Genomic DNA, 14,833 nt, shown 5'->3' on the forward strand with positions numbered 1-14,833 from the left:
TGCCTAGCTCAGGCCCCAGACCTGCGACAGATACTTCCAGTTGATGAAGTAGTACAGGACGAAGGACACCAGAAACACCATCGCCAGCGTGAAGGTACCTGGCGCCGCGAAACCGGCAGAGCCATAGGTTTGTACCACCGGCGCCGGCGTCGTTGGCGGAATCGGTGTGAATTCGCTGCTCTGGCGACCGGCATCCAGGCGCTTGCCCCACAACAGCGAACCGACCGTGATGTAGATGTAGAGCGCGCCGCCGACAATCGCCGCCACGCCAGCGATGCCAACCAGCCCCATCATCAGGTAAGCCGCGCCCGGCCACTCGTAGGCGAGCGCTGCACCATTAAACGCCATGTCCCAGTGCCGGCGGGACACACCCAGCGTACCGGCGCCCATCATGACCAGACAGAAGAAGTACATCGACAGGCCGAACAGGTACGGCTGGTACTTGGCCAGGCCCGGTGCGATCATCTCGCGCTTGAACAGCACCGGAATCAGGAAGTAGGTCAGCGCCATGAACGACAGCGTCGTCCCGACCACCACCGTGGCGTGGAAGTGCCCCGGCACGTAGATCGTGTTGTGGATGATCATGTTGAGCTGTTCGGTGCCCATCATCACCCCGGAGATCCCGCCAAGGAAGCCGAATCCGATCAGCGAGATGAACACACCCGAGAACACCGGGTTACCCCACGGCGCCTTGCGCAGCCATTCGAAGAGCCCTTTGTTGAATCCTTTGGCACGTTGTGCCACCTCAATCGCACCGGGGATGGTCAGGCCATGGATCATCGACGCCAGTACTGCGAAATACATGAAGTAGCTGGTGTTGACCACCTTCCACGCCGTGCTGACACCAGGATCGGCCAGCAGGTGGTGCGCGCTCGCCAGTTGCAGAAACAGGATGTAGAGCAGGAAGGCGCCACGACTGACACGCTCCGACATCGGGCGGGCGCCGAACGCAATGGCCGCGACCGCGTACCAGATCGAGATATGGGCCGCCACGTTGATCTGCTGCGACGAATGGCCGAATGCCCACCAGATGGTGCGGTAGATCAGCGGATCCACCTGCTTCACCAGACCAATCGACATCAGATAGGTCGGGATCAGGATGATGGCACCCGAGGTAATCGTGAACACCGCAATGATGCAGGCTGTCACGGCGCCAAAAGTCACCAGCGGAATTGAACCCTGATAAGTCTTTTCACGTTTGGCAACCACGAGTGTGCCGAGGAAGATGAAGCAGGCCATCAGCGCGCCTACCGCGAACAGGATCAAGCCCAGATAGAACGACGGCGCGGCCATCATTGGCACGTAGGACGTCATCATCACGCTGGAGCCGCCCTGGAATACGGCGACGTTGTTCATGATCGCGCCTATCAGCATCAGCGCAAAGGCAACCCAGGCCAGCTTGGGTGTTGCCAATCGACAGCGCAGCAAAGTGGACGAACAGAAGTAGAGAACGGCGACTTCGAAAAAGATGATCCAGAAGATCAGCATGTCGATGCCGTGGGCCGTCAGCACCTGGTAGAAGGTGTCGGCCTCCAGCCAGTGCACGGCGGGCCAGCGGGTCAGCACCACGCCAATGGCAAGGATGCCGCCGAGCAGCAGGAACACCACGGCGACCACGGCGTTGGTTTTGATCAGCAGCTCGGCGCTTGCCTCGAACTGCAGGCCCGATCGCGGGCAGGTACGGTAGGTTGTAGCGTTTGCCATCGTCGGTTCCCCCTATTTCACGTAGACGCGGCCCACCATCGTGTGATGGTTGATGCCGCAGTACTCGTTGCAGACCACCGAATAGGTGCCGGACTGATTGGGTGTCACCGTCACGACATGCTCGAATCCCGGCACGATCTGGATGTTGATGTTGGCCGGCTGCAGCGAAAAGCCGTGGTTGTAATCGAGTGAAGTCAGGTGCAGACGATAGGTCTTGCCCTTCTCGAATTCGATGATCGGCCAGAAGCTCCACAACCGGGCGATCAGGTAAACGTCGCTACCGGGGGGCGGTGCAACAACCGGAATCTTGGCATCGGTCTCGGTACGCACGGTGTATTTGTCGACCACTGCCTGTGCCTTGGCGGTGAAGGTCTCCACACTGGTGCGATAGGTCTCGGTCGAGAGGTTCTGCTTGCCGTAAATGTGCCAGCCAACCATCATCGCGAACATGATCAGGCACCAGACCAGCGCGATCACGATCCAGGTGCCTTCAACGCGGTCCAGCGGGTGCTTCCACCACAGTCGCTCGGCCGGGGGCAGTATGGCGCTCATATCAACGTCCTTTCTTTTGCATTGGGTGGCGCATGGCCACAGCAGCCGTCATCTACTTCGCGACCGGCAAGGTGAGGATGTCGATCACCCCCCACAACGAGTACACGATCATCGGCACCATGACGCCGAAGAACAGCAACAGGAATGGGTTGTCCAGCAGCTGCTGCATCATTGGTACCGGCTCGTTGTCATGTTGTTTGTCGCTCATAACCCATCCTCCGAAAGTGGTTGTGCGCCGCGCGTTCGGCCACACGAATGGGCGGCAGTTTGCCGTTGCCAACACTGCCAAGACATTGATCCAGAATAAGTCTGGCCCCCGTTTCAACGGTTGCTGCGCCAGCGCAACGTCTGTTGTTTATGTTCCGCCCGAGTCCAACCGCCACCACTACACTGGCCCGCGTTTCTTCGTGCCTCAGCCGGCCAATGAACCCAGATCCAGCACATCGCCGTCTGTTGCAGCGCACCGCCATCACTGGCGCACTGCTTGTTATCTGCATCGTTGGGTTGAGCGCCTTCATGCGCCTGTCGGCCGATGGTTTGAGTTGTCAGCCCTGGCCGCAGTGCTACGCCGAGGCCATGCACGCGCAGCAACAGGGCGTCTCTCGCACCGTCACAGTGGACAACCATGTCGTCATCGCCCGCGTGTTGCATCGCCTGTTCGCAATCCTGCTTTTGCCGCTGACCCTGGTTCTGCTGTTCGCCGGATTCACCGCGCGACCGCAACGTTGGGCCGGGCGCTGGCTGGCTGTTGCAGCGCTTGCGGTTGTGCTGTTTCTCGCGGCGCTTGGCCGCGCCACAGCGGGGGCGCGATTGCCTGCGGTCACGCTGGGCAATCTGCTGGGTGGCTTCGTGCTGTTCGCGCTGTTCTGGCGCATGGCAACGCTGCCACCTGAGCCGGTGCAACGGCGCCAGTCGTCACCGTGGCACTGGCTGGCTGCGTTCGGGCTCATCGTGCAGATCGCGCTGGGTGCGCTGGTCAGCGGCAGTCATGCCGCGCTCAGTTGTCCCTCGCTGACCGATTGCCAGGTGATGACACCGCTTCCGTGGTCGAGCCTGAACCCGTGGCAGGTGCCGGCGTTCGATCCTTACGCCAAGCCCTGGTACCCAGAAGGAGCCTTGCTGCACTGGCTGCATCGCAGCGCAGCGCTGTTCGTGGCTTTCGCCGTCACCATGAGCGCACATCGTCGCGCAAAGTCCGGAGACCAGCGTGGGGCAGCACTGCTGATTGCACTTGTGCTCGTTCAGATCGGCCTCGGTGCGCTGGCCGTGGGCAACGGGTTGCCGCTATGGGCGGTGCTTGCTCACAATCTGACTGCCGCGTTGCTGCTGGCCGTCGCCGCAAGCCCAGTAGCACCGGCTACGCGCGTTGCCGCATGAGCACAAAACGTTAGCCTGTTGTCCTATTCCGTCCCATCGGCTGCGTTGGCTGCGCAGAACACGGTCCCTTCCGGCACCCAGCCTTTGCCCGTCATTTCGTTGTAGCGCGCAGCGGCGACGGTGTAGCGATGATTGCCATCGTTCTGCGCGGACCGGTTGTTAAAAGAGCGGTAGACCGTGAACGGCGTTGAGCTGGGGCACACCCCGTTCACTGGAATGGCTACCGCGAAATCTTCGCCCTCGTACTCGAACACCGGGTTGCCGGTGGCGCGCACAAGGTCGCAATCGGCTGGGCGGCCGTAGAAATGGCTGTTCGGCCCGCCCTTCGCGGGTGGCAGATAAAAGCGGCAAATCGGCTCGGTGCCTTCCGGAGCGCCTGCGGCCGCCCACGCCGTAAAGCGCGCGCCGGTGCGGCGGAATGCGGCGGGCACGCCGTCCAGTGCCGCCTGCTCGGCCGTGCGACCGGTGATGAAGTATTTGTTGAGACCGATGTTGAAGTATTCGATCACCTCCACCGCCGACGAAGTCACCTTCGGGCCGATGACGGCGATGTAGGTCGGCAGGCTGAGACCACCACTGCCCACCGCCACTACCGTGCCGAGGCGGGCGCCGGTCGCTGGGTCGAGCTTCACCACGGCGCCGCCACTCACCACCAACAGGTTGCCATCCGGCGCGTAAGCAATGCCAGTCGGCCGGATCAGCGCAGCAGTGACCAGCGTCAGCGCCTTGCTCGCCACATTGAATTTGAACAACTGCCCGGAAAGCTCGGCGGTGAACCACAGATGCTGGTTGTCCTTGGCTACAAGCAGTCCGCGCGAACCAGCGATGTTCTGGGCGCCCGCCGGGATAGCTACCGCTACTGCCCCTGTTACGGGGTCGTAGCTGACCACGTTGTTCGAGTCATAGCCAGGGATGTAGAGCTTGCCGTCCGGCCCGAAGGTCAGGCCGTTGTCCGGGCCGAACAGCACAGCCGTGTTGCGCGCGACTGGCTCGTCAATCAGCGCCCCGGCGCGGCTGTAGCGCGACACTGCACTCGCCTCATAGCGACCGATATAGAGCCGGCCCTGGCTGTCGAAGGCTATCCCCGTTGGATTGCCATTGGTGGTGACGTATTCACCCAGAAAGTCCAGCGTGTCGCGGTGGTATTTGAGGATCTTCTGCGTGTTCTCGCTCACCAGGTAGATGTGGCCGTCAGGTCCAAGCTTGATCGCCTGCGCGCCATTGATGCGGGTACGGCTGTCCAGCGTGCGCTGGAAGGCGCCCGTGCAGGCGTCGTAGACATGCACGGTGCTGGCGTACCCGGACACGAACAGGCGTGACGGGCAGACAGTCTGTGCGCTCGCGAGCGGCGTCCAGATTGACAAACCGAACAACGCTGCCAAAAACAAAATGCATCGAATCATGAAGGCCTCAAACCAGAGAGACAGAAAGCCACATGCTGTGACGCCAAACGCCATTGCGCCCGGTACAAAGCCTCCGTTTTTCTTCCAAAAAGTCTCCCCATCACCAATTTCGGCGTCTGGCACCCTATAGTTGCAGCGTGCAAAAGCCCCAGAAAATCTCCTGGCGACCCGACACGCAGGTGCAAATCGGCGAATTCCTCGCCGACCCGGCATCGAATGAGATTTCTGCCTCGGGCAAGACCACCCGCTTGCGACCAATCCTGATGGATGTCCTGCTGCGGCTGGCGGCCGACGCTGGCAGTGCGGTGAATCGAGAAACCCTGCTCAATGACGTGTGGCCAAGGCGGATGGTCAACGATGAGGTGCTGTCGCGCGCAATTGCCGAGCTGCGCACGGCGCTTGGCGACGACCCGAAGCATCCGCGCTACATCGAGACCCTGCCGAAAATCGGCTACCGACTGATCGCCAGTGTCGAGTCAACGGCGCAATCGTCCGACCTGCTGCTGGCGGCGGGCGCCATCCCGGCATCTGTTCCCGAAGCGGCCGACGCGGCCCCCGAGACCAGTTTGACACCAGCACCACCCCAGTCCGAAGTGGCAAGTGCAGCGACGTCGCCCCCCGTGCCGCCAGCGCGCCGGCCGGCAGCGGACGCCCGTGAAGAGACCTTGCCAACGCTCACCGAGACGGTCGCAACCACCCCCGACGCGGCCACCGCACAACGCGTGTCGCTATGGAAACTCATCCGGCTACCGCTGATCGGGGTCGCCGCGCTGGCGCTGTATGGGGTTTACAAGACGCAGCCGCTATCCGTATCCGCCAGCCGGCAGATTGAGCTCGAACGCCAGATCAGCGCGGCCGTGCCGTTCGCGACCTCGCCGCAGACCGAGAGCAACCCGCGCTTTGCGCCGGATGGCAAGTCGGTTGTGTTTGACCGCAGCAGCGAAACGACCTCCGAGATCGTGATTCAGGACATTGCCAGCGGTGCGCAACGTGCATTCTCAGTGGCCAATGCGCGCGTCGCCTCACCGGTGTTCATGCCGGACGGAAAGCGCGTCGCGTACTGGTTGCGCCGCACCGCACCCGCCAGCGGGCAGCCGGACTGCGCGATTGCCCTGCGCGATCTCGACCGCGGCACCGACACCGTGCTGGTGGATTGCCAGCAACGCCCGCAGCCGGTGTTCGACCTCAGTGCCGATGGCGCGTCGCTAATCTACGCCGCCCTGCCCCGCGCGGACTATCCCCTGGCGCTGATGCGCCGCAACCTTGCTGCCCGCAGCATCGAGCAGCTCACGGCTCCGGCGCCCGGCGAGGGTCATGACGCTTACCCGCGCATCAGCCCGGATGGCAAGACGGTTGCCTTCTTTCGCGGCACGCAGTCGCACGTGCGGCTGTGGACGCTCGCGCTTGCGTCCAAGAATGCGAGACCAGGTGCGGCCGCAGGCGAACTGCCGAAGCCGCAGCCGGCGTCGGCGCTGGAAGGCCTCTCTTACGGCGTGGCCTGGCTGCCACGCGGCGGCGGACTTGTCGCAGCGGCGGACTGGCTGGGGTTTCGCGCGCTGAACGCTGTCTCGCTGACCGATGGCGGCGCCCGTTTGCTCGGCGCCCGTGGCGCGCGTTTCCCTGATGCGCACAGCAACGGCAGCCTGGTGTTCGAGACGGCGACTTACCGCGCCGACCTCTGGCTCTCAAGCGTTGATAGCGCAGGCACTGCAGCCAACGCGGCCCGCGTACTGTGGCCGTCAACGCGCTACAGCAATCAGCCCGAGTTCTCGCCCGACGGCAAGCGCGTGGTCTTCGCGTCAAATCGCTCGGGCAGCGATGCCATCCACCTTGCCGCACTCGACGGCGAACCGCAGCGCCTGCCGCTCAGTAGCGACGCGCGCTACATCCAGCCGCATTGGTCAGCTGATGGTAACGAGGTTTTCGCAGTACGCATCGCCGTGACCGATGGCAAACCGGCCGCGCAGCACGCTGTGCGCATCCGCCTTGGTGGTGGCGAAGCCATCGAGCTCACGCATCTGGGTAGCAAGGTCAACAACGCAGTGCCGCTGGCCAACGGCCGCGACGTGCTCTACGGCGAGTTGGCCGAGCATGCCATGCGACTCTACCGCGCGCCCATCGCCGGCGGCACACCCGAACGGCTGCCGCTGCCACTGGTGGCGAGCTTCGCTGCCGTCGGCAACGATCTCGTGTTCACCCAGCCACAACTCACCGGCGCCACCCGCTGCAAACTGGACACGATGGCGTGCACGCCGGTCAAGGTGGAGCTCGACGACAGCCTGCGCTTCGACTGGACGCTCAGCCCCGGTGCGATCTGGTTCACCGGACGCGACGGCAACAAACGCGTATTGGCGCGCCTCGATCTCGACAGCGGTCAGCGCCGCAATATCGACCTCGCCCCCAGCGCCGCCGGCACCAACATCGCCATCAGCCGCGACGGCCAATCCATCGTCGTCGCCCGCGAAGCGCCAGCGGTGGTGGATTTGATGATTGCAAAGCCGCAACCCTGAGTAGCCCGGAGAAGCGAAGCGCGTCCAAGTAACGCTGCTAATCGCCGACGAACAGTTCCACTTGCGAGCGAATTTTTGCAATCCGTAGCGCGGAGAGTTTCTCGTTTGTCGCAAAGAACTTCTGGTCAACAGGAGCCAGTTTCGAGTGTTTGTATGACTTGGAAAATGCTTCGATGGTGCCGTCGCGTTTGAACTCAGCCATGAGCTGCGCCTCGGCTTGTCGGACTGCAAGGGCTTCGCGTACGACCGCTGCGTGTTCTATCGCGTTAAAGAACTCAAAGCTATTGATCGCAGAGTCAGCAAACTGCCCCGCTGAATTCCAAAAGTATTGATTGAAACCGCCATTACCGACTTCTGCCTCTAACCGCCAAGTGATGTACAGCGCGCGAATACCTGGTGAAAGACCGTCTACGATTTTTCTTTCACTTGCGTAGTCGCCACCGACTTTGTAGTCCACATAGTCCACGATCGCCTGCTCTAGTCTGTCATCGGCTATGCCGTTGAGCGTGGGGACATCAAGCTTTTGGTAGCGTGTTCGCGATGCATACTCGCGCACTGACTTCGCGATCAATTCGCTGATTACTGTGGCCTTCGGATCGGGTTGAGTAGAACAAGATGACAAGGTCGAAATCACCAAAGGGACAAGCAAGAGTTGCCTTACCCGAGCGTACACAATCTTCACCGGGTAGTCTCCTAACTCAACCCCGTCACAGGCACCAAAGCCCCATTCACTGCACGCGCCGCGTCGGACGCAAGGAACAGCACTACGTCCGCCAGCGCCTCCGGTGCTACCCACTTACCTGGATCAGCGCCCGGCATATCCGCCCGATTCTGTGGCGTGTCGATGATGGTGGGCAGCACGGCGTTGACGTTGATGCCCTGCTCGCGCAGTTCGGCGGCCATTGATTCGGTGAGCCGCATGACGCTTGCCTTTGATGCCACGTAGGCGCCCATCTGGGCGCCGCCCTTTTGCGCGCCGAAGGCGCCAATGTTGACCACCTTGCCACGGCAGCCCGCCGCGTCGGGCGACTGCGCGAGCATCTGCGGCACTACGGCGCGCGCGGCATGCAGCAGCGTGCGGGCGTTGATGTCGAACAGGAAGTTCCACGTCGCGTCCGACGTCTCGTGCACGGCCTCACCCATGCGGAAGCCACCAGCGATGTTGCACAGCACATGCACACCGCCGAACTTCGCCACCGCCGCCTGCACCATCGCACTCACCTGCGTCTGGTCGAGCAGATCGGTGACCGAGAGCAGATGCGTGGCGTCGTCGGCGAAGCCTGCGCGCTGTAGCGCCTCGAGATGCCGGTCTACCAAGACCAGGTTCGCCCCGCCCGCCGCAAACGCCCGCGCGACGGCAGCGCCCAGATTGCCCGAAGCACCCGTCACGATCACCGTGCGGCCTGTCCATTCAGCTTGCATCAACTGCACCTTGCAACACAATTTTGATGCCGCGATTGTCACCCGATTTGTGTTGCGGCGACGACCCAGCTTTGCTTGAGTCGGGCAAGTGCATTGCTCAGCTCGCCAGCAACGGGAAACTTATAAGGCTTTTCCATGAAACGCCCATTTCATAAGGGCTAAGACCACGAAATGCCTTTAAGTCGACTTTATGCAATTTACCGCCCTAAGCCCAATTCAAATGAGGCTTCACATCAAAAGCCAACGCTGCGAGCAATACGGAATCGCAGGCACTTCCAATTGTTTTACAAGTTATATATATTTCGTTAACTTGTAAATTTCAACGCAACCAACCACCCTGCCCATGAAAACCACTCCGATCACCAAAGCCGACCTCGAACGTTCCGTCATCGCCGTGCCGCCGCTGGCGCGCAACGCTGATTTCTCGCTGAACAAGGCCGCCAACCTGCGCCTGATCAAGCACCTTGAAGGTGGTGGCGTGAAGAACATCATGTACGGCGGCAACGCCAACTTCTACCATGCACCGCTGGCCGAATACGCGGGCCTGCTGGACTTCCTGGCCGAGAGCGTCGGCGCCGACACCTGGGTGCTGCCCTCGGTCGGCCCGGACTATGGCAAGGCGATGGAGCAGGCCAAAGTGATCAAGGCCAGCGCCTATCCGACGGCGATGCTGCTGCCGATGACCTTTCCGTACACCGACGCCGGCATCGCGACCGGCGTGCGCCACCTGACCGACGCGATGGGCAAGAAAGCCGTCGTCTACATCAAGTCCGCCAACTACCTGAAGCCCGAAACAGTTGCCAAGCTCTGTGACGAAGGCCGCGTTGCCTCGATCAAATACGCCGCCGTGATGGAAGACCCGAAGGTTGACCCGTACCTCAGCGAACTTGTAAAGGTTGTCAACCGCGACCTGCTGGTCAGCGGCATTGGCGAGCGCCCGGCCATTGTGCATCTGCGTGACTTCGGTTTGACCGGATTCACCTCCGGCTCGGTCTGTGTGGCACCGCGTGGCTCGATGCAACTGCTGTCGCTGCTCAAGCAGAAGAAGTACGACGAAGCCGAAACCGTCCGCGCCCGCTACATCCCGCTGGAAGACTGCCGCGACGGCATCAGCCCGATCCGTGTGCTGCACGACGCCGTCACGCTCGCCGGCGTGGCCGACATGGGCCCGATGCTGCCGATGCTCACCGGCCTTGAGCCCGCCGAGCGCGCCCGCGTGGAGCCGGTGGCGAAGGCGCTGCTGGCGGCGGATGGCGGTTACGCCGGTTGACAGCGTCAGGCGGGCACTGCCCGCCAATCATGCGCCAGGCGGGCAGTGCCCGCCCTACGATCTGCAAATTTAGTGACATTGCCAAGGAGGCCTTATGAACTTCTCTCCCATTCGCCGCACCCTGCTCGCCGCCACCATCGGCACCGCCTGCGTGCTCGCCGCACCGACCTTCGCACAAGACAAATGGCCATCGAAGCCCATCACCTATGTCGTTGCCTTCCCGGCTGGCGGTACGACTGACGTGCTGGCGCGGCTGATCGCGCAAAAGCTCGGCCCCGCGCTGGGCACTACGGTCATCGTTGAAAACCGCGCCGGCGCCGGCGGCAACATCGGCTCGGACTACGTCGCCAAGGCGGCGCCCGATGGCTACACCATCCTCGGCGGCACCATCAGCTCACACGCCATCAATGTGAGCCTCTACCCGAAGCTGCCGTATGACCCGGTCAAGTCGTTCTCGCCGGTAGCGCTGATCGGCACCAACGCCAACGTGTTGGTGGTGGGCGCATCGAGCCCCTACAAAACCGTACAGGAGCTGACCGCGGCGGCGAAGGCCAAGCCCGGCAGCATCTCCTTTGCCTCCGCCGGTAACGGCACCTCGCAGCATTTGAGCGGTGAACTCTACAAGAGCATCGCCGGGCTCGACATGGTGCATGTACCGTACAAGGGGAGCGCGCCGGCTATTCAGGACGTGATCGGTGGTCAGGTGCCGATGATGTTTGACACCAGTGTGGTGGCGATGCCGTTCATCGAAAGCGGCAAGGTGCGTGCGCTGGCCGTGACGTCCAGCAAGCGTGCGGCGACGCTGCCGAATGTCCCGACGATGGCCGAGAGCGGCGTGACGGGTTATGACCTGCAATCCTGGCAGGCGATCTTCGCGCCGGCTGGCGTGCCGGCCCCGATCCTAAGCCGCTTGCAGACGGAAGTCGGCAAGATTCTCAAGAGCCCGGAGATCGTCGAGCGTCTTGGCAAGCTCGGGATGGAAGCTTCGACCATGACGCCGGAGCAATTCGCTGCGTTCCAGGTAGCCGAGATAGCCAAGTGGGCGAAAGTGATCAAAGCGGGCAACATCAAGATCGATTGATCGCCGCAGCAGTAGCCCGGCTGCTCGCAGCCGGGGCGTCTCGTGCACGAAACCCGGTTGCGAGCAACCGGGCTACCATAAGGCCACGAAAGGGTGCTCCACCGCCCAAGCTCGCGCCCATGCCAAAACCCGCCACAACGCCCGCCGATCCAGCGCCTGCCACCGGCAAGCGCGCCCGCCTGTCTGATCAGATTTACGGGCAGATATTCGAGCGCATCGTCAGCGGCCGCCTCAACGTCGGCGACCAGTTGCCATCGGAGAACGAGATCGCCGAGCAATACGGTGTGTCGCGCCCGGTGGTGCGTGAAGCGCTGCTGCGCCTGCGCGCCGACGGCCTTGTCACGGCGCATCAGGGCCTGGGCTCGTTCGTCAGCGCGCAGCCGGCATCACGCCTGAAGTCGCTCACGTCGGCCGATAACGTCGCCGAGTATCTGCGCTGCCAGGAAGTCCGCATCGCGCTCGAAGGCGAAGCCGCACGTCTGGCTGCGCTGCGCCACAGCGACACGCAATTGCGCGTCATCGACGAAGCCCACACCCGTTTCGCCGCCAGCGCTGACGAGGGCCGCATCAACGCCGAGGAAGACCTCGCCTTTCATCGCGCCATTGCCGATGCCGCCAACAACGAGTTTTTCGTCAGTGTGCTCGACAGCACGCACGAAGCGATGTCCGGCTTCATGCGGCTGACCATCAGCCTCACGCGCTCCGGCTCCGCGCGGCGTGCACAAAAGGTGCTGGAGGAGCACACCGCGATTGTCGAAGCCATTCGCGCCCGCGACGGTGACCGCGCCCGTGTGGCGATGCAGTTTCACCTCGACCAGGCACGGCAGCGCTTGATCAATCGCGAACGGGACAACTAGGGCGTCGTCGCCCACCGTCCCACGACACGCTGCAGCAGTAGCCGCGACGGCCGCGATTGCCCTCTCTCCGCATCAATAGCGGCCGTCGCGACCGTCAGGGCTGGCTTCCGGTCCTGACCATCACTGCGGCACCGGGCGATTGCCTGCGCCTCGCGGTCAACTGAGTAGCGCTGCCCGCCAAAGCAAGCCGCCGACTGCCGCGAAGGTCACTGACACCAGACTGGCGAGCAGCGCCGCCATGGACAGCTGCACGGCACTCTCCGCATCTTCCTTGGCGTGAGTGCGATCGGGCCGATTCCAGCTCGACACCATCTTTACCGTTATCCATGCCACCATGCCGACGGCCGCGCCAGAAATGTCGTAGGCCACTACGATGGTGAAGAAAATGCGCTCAATGACGCCGATAAGCCAGCCAGGCACGACCGGTCCGGCGGGAAGTTTTGAGGCGAGATCAAGACGCTTGATCAGCCGGCGGTAGAAGATCGCCGTGGCGATCCCGCCAAGAGGCAGCGAAATAACCAGAGCAATACCAAACCAGAACAGTTCAGCTGGAGTCATAGTTAGCGCGTTCACCAGTTCCCCCGTGGTCGCGTTTTTTGGTTGCCGATCCGCAAGGTAGCCTACGTGCGACAACAAAGTCAAGCCGTTCGCAGGACCCGATACAGTGGTGCAGTGCCGAAGCTCTTCGGCAGTTGCGTCTCACCGATGTACTCGCAACGGAAGCCGGTCTCACCATTCACCGCCAGCAAGGCGGCAAAGGTCTCGGTCGCATAAATCTGGCCCGGCTGCACGATCGCCTCCAGCCGAGCGGCGCGGTTGACGTGCGAACCGTAGAACGTATCTTTCCGCATCACTGGGTCATAGGTTCGATAGGCTGGCCCGGCGTGCAGTCCAATACGCACCGTCGTATCTTGCGGCAGTCCCAGTGCGGTCCAGTCAGTTGCCCGGATGGCTGCAAGCACATTGTGGGCGCAGATGGCAGCATCGTTTGCGGAATCAAACACCAGGTACAAACCGTCGCCGCGCGTGTTGGCGTCGACAGGTGGCCGTTGCATTGCATCGAGAACACATCGAATGGATGTCAGAAAAGTATCAACGAAGGCCGGCGTGTACTCTTCGGGCATCTTCGAGAAGCCGGTAACGTCGGCAAACATGAAGGAATGTATCGTGCGGCGCGACGGCATCGGCTCGCCGGTCATCGGCTGGCGCTCAGCTTGCAGCGCCGGAAGTACTGTCGGCTCCAGTTCGATGCAGTCGGATGTCCAATCAGCACTGTTCCAGCGCGTCGCGGTCGCGACTGTGCCTCCCAGGTGCGACTCCGCTCCCGATTGCGCGACCACCAGCAGGTGTGGCGTAGTGGCGAGCTCACTCGCGCGGAGAAAAGCCATACCCTGAATTAGATCGGCGGCGTGCTGGAACAGCACATCATCTCCCAGATAGCGCTCTTCGGTGGCATGGACGACACGCGTCGCGTTCGCCAGCACCTTCCGGTGCCGGGCCACCCATGCCGGGCCAGCGAATGTCACGCTGGTCTCGAGGTAGTCTGCAGCCGAAAAAGGCAACACAACGGTTGTCTGCATGCCTGCCTCCTGCATAGCTTCGAGAAACAGGATGTCGGCACCGCACGCAGCCTGACTGAATCCAACCACCTGCCCGTAGCCGTCGATCTTTTCGCGCAACCTGCGTGCAACGGCGTCCGCCATTGTCCCGGTGAATCTCGGCACTTCGCGATCCGGTCGGTCGAGCATGTGGCCGGTAAACGCAATCACCACTGGCGCTGGAACTTCGTTGAGGCAGTCATGGCTGCCGGGTACGGCGAGCAAATCGAGCTGCCTGCGCATGGATGCGACCAGGCCGTGCTGCCCTCGGGCAAGGCCGTATGCAGCCCGATATTCCGTCTGCGCTGCTGTGACGTCTCCCAGCAGAAGATGCGCTTCGGCTCTTGTGGCGCATGGCCACACCCCTGCCAGGCCAAGACTGCCGATGAGGGCAATGTGCGCGAACTGCCTGCAGGCTGCGTTCTCACCAATGATCCATGCCATCGCCGCAGCATTGATAGCCGCATAGGGCGTCACGTACTCGTCAAACGCTTTCTTGTAATGGATGAAAGCTTCGACCGCATGGCGGATGGCACGATGCTCGTCGACGGATTTGAGCGCGGCAAATCGCAGCTTGGAGATGCGGGCAGCGACACACAGTGCGTCACTGCGCAACGACGCGTCTGCGATGGTCGTCAGATCGAGACGTCCGTACCAGGTCTGTGCCTCGGCAAAGGCACCCATCCTTACACAAGCGAGGCATGCCAGATAAGCCGCTTCTGCTGCTGGTGGGTCGGCTGAATCGGAGACGCTGGCACGAACAGCGTCCAGCGCCTCAGCGTTCCGGCTTTGCGCGATCAAGTCCCGAATGGACTCAATATTGTTCATCTGCTCTCCCTCACGCTCGTTGCCGGACAAACCGGGGGTACCACTCGCGGGAGGCGGAACCTCACGGCACAGCAAACCGTCGTTGTGACTCACAAAACACGCCACTTGCCCCGCGACCAGCATCGCCGCGGTCGTCTACAGCTGGCAGCACGGAGCAACGAACGGGGCTGACTTCATCAACCTTCTGCGGCCACCACCGCCTGCTCTCTGTCGTCGCCATGTTCTGCTCTA

General features: G+C 62.3%; 13 protein-coding genes. 5 read left to right on the top strand and 8 right to left on the bottom strand.

The window, feature by feature from the left end:
* Positions 1–3: 3 nt before the first annotated feature.
* From FKL89_RS11550 to FKL89_RS20230, 3 genes are read right to left on the bottom strand one after another with little or no spacing between them, the layout of a single operon-like run.
* Entirely contained in the window at positions 4–1,704 is a 1,701-nt protein-coding gene (locus FKL89_RS11550) for a cbb3-type cytochrome c oxidase subunit I (RefSeq protein WP_156862892.1), read from the bottom strand.
* A gap of 12 nt (positions 1,705–1,716) precedes the next feature.
* Positions 1,717–2,256 carry a cupredoxin domain-containing protein gene (locus FKL89_RS11555; protein ID WP_156862893.1) on the bottom strand — a complete coding sequence of 180 codons (540 nt, stop codon included), beginning with the start codon at positions 2,254–2,256 and terminating at the stop codon, positions 1,717–1,719.
* Positions 2,257–2,308: 52 nt separating this feature from the next.
* Positions 2,309–2,464 carry a hypothetical protein gene (locus tag FKL89_RS20230; RefSeq protein WP_170293818.1) on the bottom strand — a complete coding sequence of 52 codons (156 nt, stop codon included), beginning with the start codon at positions 2,462–2,464 and terminating at the stop codon, positions 2,309–2,311.
* Between the two features lie 215 nt (positions 2,465–2,679).
* On the opposite strand from FKL89_RS20230, the gene FKL89_RS11560 reads away from it, so the two are divergent.
* On the top strand, positions 2,680–3,633 hold the full coding sequence (locus tag FKL89_RS11560) for a COX15/CtaA family protein (protein ID WP_162527496.1): 954 nt from the start codon (positions 2,680–2,682) through the stop codon (positions 3,631–3,633).
* Positions 3,634–3,656: 23 nt separating this feature from the next.
* Here FKL89_RS11560 and FKL89_RS20370 read toward each other — a convergent pair whose 3' ends face one another.
* Positions 3,657–5,015: a hypothetical protein gene (locus tag FKL89_RS20370; RefSeq protein ID WP_238363333.1), complete on the bottom strand. Its 1,359-nt coding sequence runs from the start codon at positions 5,013–5,015 to the stop codon at positions 3,657–3,659.
* 158 nt (positions 5,016–5,173) lie between these two features.
* Between FKL89_RS20370 and FKL89_RS11570 the strand changes: the two genes are divergently transcribed.
* Entirely contained in the window at positions 5,174–7,546 is a 2,373-nt protein-coding gene (locus FKL89_RS11570) for a winged helix-turn-helix domain-containing protein (RefSeq protein WP_156862895.1), read from the top strand.
* A 37-nt stretch (positions 7,547–7,583) separates the two neighbouring features.
* On the opposite strand, the gene FKL89_RS11575 is transcribed toward FKL89_RS11570, so the two are convergent.
* Together FKL89_RS11575 and FKL89_RS11580 are read right to left on the bottom strand one after the other, a co-directional pair.
* Positions 7,584–8,228, bottom strand: coding sequence for a DMP19 family protein (locus FKL89_RS11575; protein WP_162527497.1), 645 nt, complete (start codon positions 8,226–8,228; stop codon positions 7,584–7,586).
* 11 nt (positions 8,229–8,239) lie between these two features.
* A complete protein-coding gene (locus tag FKL89_RS11580; protein WP_156862897.1) occupies positions 8,240–8,968 on the bottom strand; it encodes an SDR family NAD(P)-dependent oxidoreductase in 729 nt (242 codons plus the stop codon).
* A 343-nt stretch (positions 8,969–9,311) separates the two neighbouring features.
* Here FKL89_RS11580 and FKL89_RS11585 point away from each other — a divergent pair, with 343 nt between their 5' ends.
* The 3 genes from FKL89_RS11585 to FKL89_RS11595 all read left to right on the top strand — a co-directional run bounded on the left by FKL89_RS11585 (position 9,312) and on the right by FKL89_RS11595 (position 12,176).
* Entirely contained in the window at positions 9,312–10,238 is a 927-nt protein-coding gene (locus FKL89_RS11585; protein WP_156862898.1) for a dihydrodipicolinate synthase family protein, read from the top strand.
* Positions 10,239–10,332: 94 nt separating this feature from the next.
* Positions 10,333–11,319: a Bug family tripartite tricarboxylate transporter substrate binding protein gene (locus FKL89_RS11590; RefSeq protein ID WP_156862899.1), complete on the top strand. Its 987-nt coding sequence runs from the start codon at positions 10,333–10,335 to the stop codon at positions 11,317–11,319.
* Positions 11,320–11,438: 119 nt separating this feature from the next.
* Positions 11,439–12,176, top strand: coding sequence for a FadR/GntR family transcriptional regulator (locus FKL89_RS11595; protein ID WP_156862900.1), 738 nt, complete (start codon positions 11,439–11,441; stop codon positions 12,174–12,176).
* Positions 12,177–12,332: 156 nt separating this feature from the next.
* On the opposite strand, the gene FKL89_RS11600 is transcribed toward FKL89_RS11595, so the two are convergent.
* Entirely contained in the window at positions 12,333–12,734 is a 402-nt protein-coding gene (locus tag FKL89_RS11600) for a hypothetical protein (protein ID WP_238363334.1), read from the bottom strand.
* An 80-nt stretch (positions 12,735–12,814) separates the two neighbouring features.
* Complete coding sequence (locus tag FKL89_RS11605; protein WP_162527498.1) at positions 12,815–14,602, bottom strand: adenylate/guanylate cyclase domain-containing protein; 1,788 nt, start codon at positions 14,600–14,602, stop codon at positions 12,815–12,817.
* Positions 14,603–14,833: the final 231 nt, after the last annotated feature.

Origin of the sequence: Casimicrobium huifangae, from assembly GCF_009746125.1 — a bacterium.
Classification (GTDB): Bacteria; Pseudomonadota; Gammaproteobacteria; order Burkholderiales; family Casimicrobiaceae; genus Casimicrobium; species Casimicrobium huifangae.